Origin of the sequence: Vibrio sp. OPT46 (assembly GCF_015163535.1) — a bacterium.
Taxonomy (GTDB): Bacteria; Pseudomonadota; Gammaproteobacteria; order Enterobacterales; family Vibrionaceae; genus Vibrio; species Vibrio alginolyticus.
In genome coordinates this window covers 44,932-54,623 of the sequence record NZ_JADDYG010000856.1, presented here as the reverse complement: position 1 = coordinate 54,623, position 9,692 = coordinate 44,932, and the positions used below count along the sequence as shown (strand labels likewise).

At 45.4% G+C, this 9,692-nt stretch carries 8 protein-coding genes and 1 pseudogene; 4 read left to right on the top strand and 5 right to left on the bottom strand.

Features of this window, described 5'->3' with window-relative positions; translation table 11 throughout:
- Positions 1–728 precede the first annotated feature (728 nt).
- Genes IQR33_RS30465 through hemC form a run of 4 tightly spaced genes read right to left on the bottom strand, consistent with a single transcriptional unit; the run spans position 729 to position 4,808 of the window.
- Positions 729–1,910: a heme biosynthesis protein HemY gene (locus IQR33_RS30465; RefSeq protein ID WP_042523916.1), complete on the bottom strand. Its 1,182-nt coding sequence runs from the start codon at positions 1,908–1,910 to the stop codon at positions 729–731.
- Positions 1,910–3,121, bottom strand: coding sequence for a uroporphyrinogen-III C-methyltransferase (locus IQR33_RS30460; RefSeq protein WP_005378751.1), 1,212 nt, complete (start codon positions 3,119–3,121; stop codon positions 1,910–1,912). The genes IQR33_RS30465 and IQR33_RS30460 overlap by 1 nt, the downstream gene beginning before the upstream one ends.
- A gap of 17 nt (positions 3,122–3,138) precedes the next feature.
- Positions 3,139–3,867 carry a uroporphyrinogen-III synthase gene (locus IQR33_RS30455; protein WP_047104007.1) on the bottom strand — a complete coding sequence of 243 codons (729 nt, stop codon included), beginning with the start codon at positions 3,865–3,867 and terminating at the stop codon, positions 3,139–3,141.
- Between the two features lie 2 nt (positions 3,868–3,869).
- Positions 3,870–4,808 (bottom strand): hydroxymethylbilane synthase, encoded by a 939-nt coding sequence (gene hemC / locus IQR33_RS30450; RefSeq protein ID WP_005383388.1) that lies wholly within the window; start codon positions 4,806–4,808, stop codon positions 3,870–3,872.
- Between the two features lie 346 nt (positions 4,809–5,154).
- Here hemC and IQR33_RS30445 point away from each other — a divergent pair, with 346 nt between their 5' ends.
- Complete coding sequence (locus IQR33_RS30445) at positions 5,155–7,683, top strand: class I adenylate cyclase (protein WP_193838028.1); 2,529 nt, start codon at positions 5,155–5,157, stop codon at positions 7,681–7,683.
- Positions 7,684–7,752: 69 nt separating this feature from the next.
- Here IQR33_RS30445 and cyaY read toward each other — a convergent pair whose 3' ends face one another.
- Entirely contained in the window at positions 7,753–8,067 is a 315-nt protein-coding gene (gene cyaY, locus IQR33_RS30440; RefSeq protein ID WP_017636091.1) for an iron donor protein CyaY, read from the bottom strand.
- A gap of 74 nt (positions 8,068–8,141) precedes the next feature.
- Here cyaY and lptM point away from each other — a divergent pair, with 74 nt between their 5' ends.
- From lptM to dapF, 3 genes and pseudogenes are all read left to right on the top strand, one after another.
- Complete coding sequence (gene lptM / locus IQR33_RS36155) at positions 8,142–8,258, top strand: LPS translocon maturation chaperone LptM (protein WP_005378746.1); 117 nt, start codon at positions 8,142–8,144, stop codon at positions 8,256–8,258.
- Between the two features lie 61 nt (positions 8,259–8,319).
- The gene (lysA, locus tag IQR33_RS30430) at positions 8,320–9,573 is read left to right on the top strand and encodes a diaminopimelate decarboxylase (RefSeq protein ID WP_005378745.1); all 1,254 of its coding nucleotides are present in this window, start codon (positions 8,320–8,322) and stop codon (positions 9,571–9,573) included.
- Between the two features lie 10 nt (positions 9,574–9,583).
- Positions 9,584–9,692 (top strand): annotated as a pseudogene (gene dapF / locus IQR33_RS30425) (diaminopimelate epimerase); the annotation flags it as partial.

The window sequence follows — 9,692 nt, the reverse complement described above, 5'->3', positions numbered from 1 at the left end:
ACCGGCATACGTTAATAGCGTATCTAGGGTTCAAATCCCTATCTCTCCGCCACTATTAAGAAGCCTCGCTAGAAATAGCGAGGCTTTTTTCATTTCCGCACATCTTTATTACTCTATCTGTGCTTGCCAAAAATCAATTCCATATGCGATCTACTTTTCGACAAAGTAATATTGGTATCGGTCTTGGTTGTGACGTTTTGATTTTTGCTAAGAAGTGCAGTTGCCTCTAAAGCTGTTCATCCTCATCACTGCATGCTGTCCAGATAAGGTTGTTGGAGATGCTTTGTTAAGTTGTTGAACCATCTATTGCCTTATCGTTCTCTTAAAGCACTACCATTGCTTCTCTAGCCCCTTTTACCGGATAGACCGAACATAATAAGCATACTAAAATAGCCACTGTTTCACTGATGTATCTTTTTGTTTTGCTCAGTCTAGCGATGCGTGTGCTCTATTGCCTAAATCTAGCTACGTCTTAAAACCATACATCAACAGGCTAAAGTTACGTATTCCTGCATCTTTTAAAATTGTTTTTGGATTCTGCTGGAATGACAGGATCAGAGTAGTCAAAAGAGAAGAGTGAAAGTGAAACGATAGTGAGTTGCTAGGAAGTTGGAAATTACTTGGGAACCAATGAATTTGATAAACATATTGATGTAAGGACTAAAGGGTTAATAGCAGGCAATAAAAAAGCCGACAGTGAGCTGCCGGCTTGGTTAGATGACTGCTACTTAGTCGTTCTGGACGAGCGTGAGAGCTTTACGAGAGACTTCGTGAGCAGCTTTGGTTAGATTTTGCTTCTCTAGTGTGTCTGCTAGGAATGCATAGTCAGAGACGTCAGAGCGAAGCTTTAAGGCGATCTCAAAGTGATCTTGGGCTTCTTGCCACTTCTCTTGACGGAAATAGAAGTGCGCTAATGCGCTATGGGCAGCGGCGTTATCCGGTTCTTTCTTCACTACGCCCTCTAAGAAGACCACGACAGGGTGGGTATCTGGCAGATTTAGATCTGGCAGTAGTTGATAAAGCTCTGGGGCAGGTTGTTTTTTTAATGCTTCTTTTAGCACGGTAAAGGCTTCTGCATCAGCTTTTCGTGTGATGAGTTCTCGAGCAAAACAGGCAACGAGGTGTGTGTCTTGTTTCACTTTACGTGAGAGACTATTCCAATGAGAGATAAGCCCTTCGCTACCTTGTTGTTGCGCTACTTCATGGAGTAAGCCGCACTGCGCCTTTTGAATCAGCTCTGCATGTTCTTCTTCCGTGATGAGTTTTGCTTTGGTTAGTTGTGGCAAGAGGTCAATAAGAGGTTGCCACAACTTTAGCTGCATGTACGTTGTTTTCAGCAAGTTCAATACAATAGAGTTACTCGCATACTGACTTTTTAACGATTGCAAGGTATCGAAAGCGGACTCGAACTCGTTGTCGCGGATAAATTGTTTCGCTCGAGTCAGTTCTACTGCGAGATGGGCGTTCTCTTGTTGGCTCGCTAGCTCTAGATAGTGATCTCGTTTTGCTTTATCACCTTGGCCTTGTGCGGCTTCAGACGCAACCAAGTAGCAAAGCAGCGGCATATCGTGATGATTTGCCCAGCGAGTTACTTTCTTCTCAGCACCTTTCCAGTCACCTTCTAGAAGTTTAATAATGCCTTCATTGGTGTATCGGCGGGAATGGCGCATTTTGCGAACACTGAAGTAGTTCCATGTTGTAGAACTAGCATAAACTAACTTCTTAATCAGGTACTCAAGCAGAAAAAGACCTGCGAGTGCAGCGATAACGAAAACCACTAATGTCGTTACGCTCATCTCGATCGTTTTCTCGGCAATGGAGATGAGTACATAGCCTTGCTGACCAGAAAACTGGGTGCCAACAAATAGTCCTGCGCCTAGTACAACAAATAGGAAAATAAGACGAAACATTACTTATCCTCCATGCCTGTCATCGTTGTGACTTCACGACGTAGGCGTTCACGGATGACATCTGATAGTTGAGACTGACTTTGCAGTTTTGTTGGGTATTCCACTTGAATATTTTGCTGACTTAGCAGGTTAACCGTTTTGTTGAACTCTTTAACGGAATTATCGTCTTGGTTGAAGAAAGCTAATGCCCATTTGTCGGCTGTTTTTAGAGATGTGGTGTAAATTTCACCTTGTTCTTGGTACACCGCTTTTATTGCCGTTTCCAATTTGGCTTTGATGTTTTCTTTCAGGTAAAAGTGTTGCTCAGGAGAAAGCAGTGGAATGACGTTACCATCGCGCGTGCGGAAGGTAATGAAGTTTTCTGAAAAGTCCTTCAAAGAGGTCATTAAGTTATCTTGCCAGTTTGCGATATCTTCAGACACTTCAGTGTTTTCTACGGCTTCAGCTTCAGGTAGCAGTGCATTGGCGAGAGGGAGCTTGTCTACTTGCTGTTGTAGGGCAGTTAAGCGTAGGACCAATCCATCACGGTCAATTAGCGGGATAGTGCGAAGTTTGGTGATATCGTTCGCCATTGCTTTACGTAGTTTGACGAGGCTAGGGTCATTCAGTGCTGCAATGCGTTGGTCTGCACTTTCCATCAGTTGAGTCGCGCTTTCTACATCGTGCTCTAAGAACAATTTACGACCAGCTAATTTGACAAGGTAATCGGCTTCCGCTAATAGCCAGTCGTTTGGTCGACGACCTTTCACATCGGCAACGGCGAGCTGTAAGCTTTCAATGCTCTTCTGTTGCTGTCCAAGTACTACTTCCGCTTTGTGTGTAACGGTCGTTGCTTTCTCGATGGTTTCTTCTTGTACCCGACTGAGCTCTTGCTTCATGGAAGCTTGAGTGCTTTCTAGCTGACTTTTTAGTTGGGCGATCTGCGCTTGGTAATCAGCTTGCTGTTGATGCAGCTTGTACGCAAGGCCACCGCCAAAAATAATCGATAAGATGATAGCGACCGTGCCTAGTTTGACACCGCGTTTGCCTTGTTTTTCTTCAAACTCGACTTTGGTTGGTTCTGCTGTTTTTGGGGGCTCGGCCGCTTGTGGTTGCTCTTTTTTAAGGTCCGCATCCTGCTGCGATGTGGTTTTTTCGACTAGCGGTGCCGATGAGGTTTCTTCGGAAAGGTTTTTATCGTTATTTTTTTGGTCGTTATTTTTACTTGTCATGCCTATATCCTGTGTAGCTAGGGCTGGAGAGCCGCCAGTAATTCTTGGTTGGATGCGCTTCCCGTGCATCTCACGCGAGTGAACCCCCTTTGAATTGCGATGTCAGCGATACGCTGACTGGGGACATACAACTCTTGTTGATTAAGCCAAGTCAATTGCTCCGACGTCAATTGGCTGCACAAATAATCCAGTTGTTCACCACTGGTGACAACAATCTGGTTAATTTGTAGGTTTTTCCATAGTGAGACACAGCTTACTGGATCGAATGGGATGAATTCTCTCTTGTAAGTCTCACTATAGTGAACTTTTGCGCCACGCCTCACCAATGCATCTTTGATCAGCTCTCTTCCGCCGTTACCACGAAGGATAAGAACTTGTTGTTGTGCCACATTGTTGAGCTCTGGCAGTCGCAATAAGTGTTCACTATCACTGACTTGGGGATAGTGTACTTTCTGTTGGGTACATTTGCTTAAATAGTGTGCTGTTTTTTGACCAACGGCAAGGTAAATAGCTTGTTTCGGCCATGACATCCCGTTGCTGGCTAAGATTTGCTGTGCACATTGCACTGCATGTCGACTAACAGCGATAACAATTTGAGCTTGATGTAGATGTTTAGAGAGGTGCGTGTCCGTGAGATCGGCGACAATGTCGATCAGAGGATGGTGATATGCGGAAATGCCGTGCCTTTCGAGCAGAGAGCAAAGCGCGTTGCCTTGCTCTCCCGGCCGAGTGACCAACACTGCCATGGTTATTCGTGATCTGCGTACAGCTTAGTTAGGATTTCACGAGCGCCGTTATCTAGCAGCTCATTGGCTAGCTGCACTCCTAATGCTTCGCCATCTTTACGATGGCCACGAATTTCACCACGCACAATTTCGCTGCCATCTGGTTCGCCAACTAATGCGCGTAGCCAAATGTTGTCGCCGTCTAGCAGGGCATAGCTGCCGATAGGTACCTGACAGCCGCCTTCTAGCGTAAGGTTCATTGCGCGCTCACACAAAACGCGGTCTACGGTGTCTTGGTGGTTAAGTGGCTCAAGCAGCTTAAGCAGTCTTTCATCGTCAAGGCGGCACTCAATACCGACAGCACCTTGGCCTACCGCTGGTAGTGATTGCTCTGGTTCGATAAAGCTACGAATGCGTTCTTCAAGCTTCAATCGTTTGAGGCCAGCCGCAGCAAGAATGATTGCATCATACTCACCCGCATCTAACTTACCAAGGCGAGTGCCCACATTACCGCGAAGCTCTTTGATGATGATGTCCGGACGATATTCTTTCAGTTGGCATTGACGGCGCAAACTGCAAGTACCAACCACAGCACCTTGAGGGAGCTCATCAATGTGGCTATAGGTATTAGAGACGAAGGCATCACGAGGATCTTCACGCTCACAAATGGTCACGAGGCCAAGGCCTTCTGGGAAATCGACGGGTACGTCTTTCATTGAGTGAACGGCGAGGTCTGCACGTCCTTCTAGCATCGCGATTTCAAGCTCTTTTACGAACAAGCCTTTGCCGCCAACTTTTGCTAGTGGTGTATCTAAAATCACGTCACCTTTGGTCACCATGGTTACTAACTCGACTTCCAAGCCTGGGTGAGCGGCTTGAAGGGCGTCTTTAACAAAGTAAGCTTGCCATAAAGCAAGAGGGCTTTTTCGAGTTGCAATGCGAATCGGTGTGGATTGTGTCATGATCTTCTCAATGCTGTTTGGATTTGGGTTTATCCTACCATTCTCATCAAGAAATGCTTACTGTTAGTTCGTTATCTCTGAAGGCTATGAATGGAATTACATGACGTTATGAAAATAGTGTGACTGGATTCTCAATTAGACTAAGGACTATTATTAGTAATAGGTAATAAGAGCGACACTACCGCGCGATTAATTTTGTGACTAAAGTATGGTTTTGTATCCGGAGTGATACACGGGCGTGAAGCTTTACCCGCACCAATAAAAGTGTTAAATTGATCACGTTTTTAAGCCGTTTTGGTTTAAAACGTCAGCAGATTTTCGTGATTGTTCAACCAAGGAATTCCCCTTGCAGGCTTACACCCAAAAAATCATCCAGCGACTAGATAATTTGAATCAGCAGCGAGTTGATCGCGCGTTGGCGCTTATGGATTCGCAAAGCCAGCAAGTCTTCCACTTGATTCCTGCCTTGTTGAACTACAACCATCCTGTAATTCCTGGCTATTATGATGCCGATGTCCCGTTTGGTGTGCATGGGCTTGAACTAAATAGCATTCAGCAACAATTCATAGATGATATTCAACTTGCCATTGGTCAGCCGCTCAAGACGGTAGAAAAGCCCGCTATATTGGGTTTATACACCATGGGCAGTACCTCCTCGATTGGTCAAAGTACTTCCAGTGATTTGGATATTTGGGTGTGTATCTCGCCCGATATGGATTGTGACGAACGTGAGTTATTGACCAATAAATGCTTACTCATCACGGATTGGGCACAAAGCAAAGGCGTGGAAGCGAACTTTTTCTTAATGGATAAAGAGCGCTTTAGAAGCAATCATTCTGAAGAGATGACGGGTGATAACTGTGGTTCATCTCAGCACTTACTTTTGCTAGATGAATTCTATCGTAGTGCGGTGCGTATTGCCGGACAGCGTTTGTTATGGCAAATCGTGCCGCCAGAAATGGAAGAGTGTTACGACGAGTACGTTTCTCAACTGTGCAGTGATGGTTACATCGACTGTAGTGAATGGATCGACTTTGGTAAATTGAACTGCATTCCTGCTGAAGAATACTTCGGCTCGAACTTGTGGCAGTTATACAAAAGCATCGACTCTCCCTACAAATCGGTATTAAAAGCCATCTTGCTAGAAGCTTACTCGTGGGAATACCCGCATACTCAATTGTTAAGCATCGACACTAAACGTCGTTTCTTTGCCCATGAGCCTGATCTCTATGGCATGGATGCGTACTACTTAATGTTGGAAAAAGTAACCCGTTACTTAGAGCGAATTCAAGACGATACACGTTTGGATTTGGTGCGTCGCTGTTTCTATCTCAAAACCCATGAAAAACTATCTCGTGAGCCGAATGTTGGCTCAGTAGCTTGGCGTCGTGAAGCGCTGAGCGATATGATTGCAAAATGGAATTGGGATGCCAGTGTCGTTGCAGAGCTCGATGACCGCCGTAATTGGAAGGTTGAACAAGTGAAGGTGGTACATCATGCATTGCTGGATGCGTTGATGCAAAGCTACCGTAACTTGATTCAATTTGCGCGTCGTAACGACATCACTTCTGCTATCAGTCCGCAAGACATCAGTATTTTGGCCCGTAAACTCTACGCTGCTTTTGAAGTATTGCCGGGCAAAGTAACGTTACTAAACCCACAGATTTCACCTGATCTGCACGAGCCTGACTTGAGCTTTATCGAAGTGAAAAAAGGGGGAGTGAACAAGTCTGGTTGGTACCTCTATAAACAACCACTTATTGCGCACCGCATTTTGGGGCAACCATATCTAGAGCATCATGAATACTTGAGTAAGTTGGTTGCTTGGGCATTCTTCAATGGCTTGATTACTGAATCGACTCGTTTACATGCCGTGGTACGTGAAGCGCAGCTAGATATTGATAAGTTTTACCAAATGGTGAGTGACTTACGAAATACTTTTGCGTTGCGTAAGCGTCGTCCATCTATGCAGGCGCTAGCGAGTCCTTGTGAAATAAGCCAGCTTGCGATGTTCATCAACTTTGAAAATGATCCGACGTCTGAACTTTCTGGTCGTTCGTTGAAAGTGGATGTTAAGAACACCGATATTTTTAGCTTTGGTCCAGAACATAAAAATTTAGTCGGCAGTGTTGACCTTGTTTACCGTAACTCTTGGCATGAAGTGCGTACGCTGCATTTCAAAGGGGAAACGGCGATGCTGGATGCACTGAAAACCATTTTGGGCAAAATGCACCAAGATGCGTTGCCACCAGAATCAGTGGATGTGTTCTGCTATGCGAAGAACATGCGTGGTGTGATGCGTAATATGGTTTACCAGCTTTTAGCTGAATGTATCGACTTACGCTTGAAACCAGTAGAGCAAGAGAAACGTCGCCGCTTTAAAGCGATGCGTCTTGGTAACCAGACTTATGGGTTGTTCTTTGAACGTCGTGGTGTGTCGGTGCAGAAGCTAGAAAATTCCATCGATTTCTACCGCAGCATTTCTACTAACAAACTCAAAGGCTCGCCGCTGTTAATGCTCGATCGTGAGCAAGAATATCAAATGCCGGAAGCGGTGGATGGGTTTGCCAGTGAAGGTCTGGTGCAGTTCTTCTTTGAAGATAACGAAGGTGGCTTCAATATTTATGTGTTGGATGAGTCAAATCAAGTAGAAGTGTATCACCAATTTAGTGGCTCCAAAGATGAAATGATTTCGTCTGTAAACAGTTTCTACACGTCGGTAAAAGACGATAGTCGCGTCGCGTCGAAGTTTATTAATTTTAACCTGCCTCAGTACTATCAAATTATTCACCCTGAAGAGGGGAATGCGTATATCATTCCTTACCGTAATGACGGTTGTTCACCGAGTCGCCCGACCAAAACTGTGAACGCGTAATTAAACCCTTATCAATAAACAAAAAGAGCACTTCGGTGCTCTTTTTGTTTTGGTGACGATTGACCAGTATTATACCCAATCAATGGCTTCGCCCGCGTGCTTTTCACACTCTTGCTTCACCATTTCAAATAGCTCCATACCCGTTTTTGAGCAGGTCCATTTATCTTCAATAAGTTTGAAGTGGAAACCACCAGATTTGGACGCTAGCCAGATCTCATGCATCGGCTCTTGGCGATTAATGATGATTTGGCTGCGGTCTTCAAATTCCAATGTCATTACGTTGCCAGTGACTTCGTAATCAATGTCTGCGCCTGAATCATCGATGGATTCTTCGATGATTTGCATCTGCGCATCCACCAGTTGATGAAATTCAGTATCGTTCATCCGTCTATCCTATTGCTTTTCCTGAGTGTGGTGCGATTATAGGGGGCATTGATTCAATAATCACGATATGCGAAATGAAAAAATTAGTTACTGTGTTGTTTGTGATGGTTGCCGCGACCTTAGCGGGGTGTGGTCAGTCTGGCTCACTATACATTCCAGATGACACTCAACAGAATGAGCAATCACAATAAATAACCGCACCTTAGGGTGAAATTAGGGTTCAGCAGTCGAATAAAATAAGGGAAGCGAATTTTGGATTACTTCAACTATCAGGATGATGGCCAGCTTTGGGCCGAAGACGTCCCACTTCAAGCTCTTGCAGAGCAATATGGCACTCCTCTTTACGTATATTCTCGAGCCACGCTAGAGCGCCATTGGAAGGCGTTTGATAGTGCTGTGGGTCAGCATCCTCACCTGGTTTGCTACGCGGTGAAAGCCAACTCAAACTTAGGCGTATTGAACACGCTAGCGCGTTTGGGATCGGGTTTTGATATCGTGTCGGGTGGTGAACTTGAGCGTGTGATTGCCGCAGGCGGTGATCCGAAAAAAGTCGTTTTCTCTGGTGTTGGTAAAACACCGGCAGAGATGAAGCGCGCTCTTGAGCTAGGTATCAAATGTTTCAACGTTGAATCTGAGCCAGAGCTAGAACGTTTGAACAAGGTTGCGGGTGAGCTTGGTGTGATTGCGCCAATTTCTCTGCGTATCAATCCAGATGTCGACGCGAAAACACACCCTTACATTTCGACTGGTCTTCGCGACAATAAATTCGGCATTGCGTTTGATCGTGCGCCAGATGTTTATAAATTCGCGCAAAGCCTGCCGAACTTGAATGTGCAAGGCATCGACTGCCACATTGGTTCTCAGCTGACCAATATAGACCCATTTATCGACGCGACAGACCGTTTATTAGCTCTGATTGATGATTTAAAAGCACAAGGCATTAACATTCGTCACCTTGATGTCGGCGGCGGTTTGGGTGTGGTCTATCGTGATGAATTACCACCTCAGCCTTCTGATTACGCCAAAGCGTTACTAGGCCGTCTTGAAAATCACCAAGACTTGGAGCTGATCTTTGAGCCAGGCCGTGCAATTGCTGCGAACGCAGGTATCTTGCTAACGCGTGTTGAGTTTTTAAAACATACTGAGCATAAAAACTTTGCGATTATCGACGCTGCAATGAACGACTTGATGCGTCCTGCGCTATACCAAGCATGGCAAGATATTGTGCCAGTTTCACCGCGAAAGGGTGAAGCTCAGACTTACGACTTGGTTGGTCCTATTTGTGAAACCGGCGACTTCTTGGGTAAAGATCGCGCACTCGTTTTGCAAGAAGGTGATCTACTCGCGGTTCGTTCAGCAGGTGCCTATGGTTTTGTGATGTCTTCGAACTACAATACTCGTACCCGAGCGGCAGAAGTGATGGTGGACGGTAAACAAAGCCACTTAGTTCGCCAGCGTGAGGAGCTGACCAGTTTGTGGCAGCTGGAACAGATTCTACCGGAGTAACACACAACAAATGCATTTCCACTTTTCCAAAATGCACGGTTTGGGCAACGACTTCATGGTCGTCGACTGTATTACCCAGAACGTGTTTTTCTCGCAAGACCTGATCCGCCGCTTGGCGG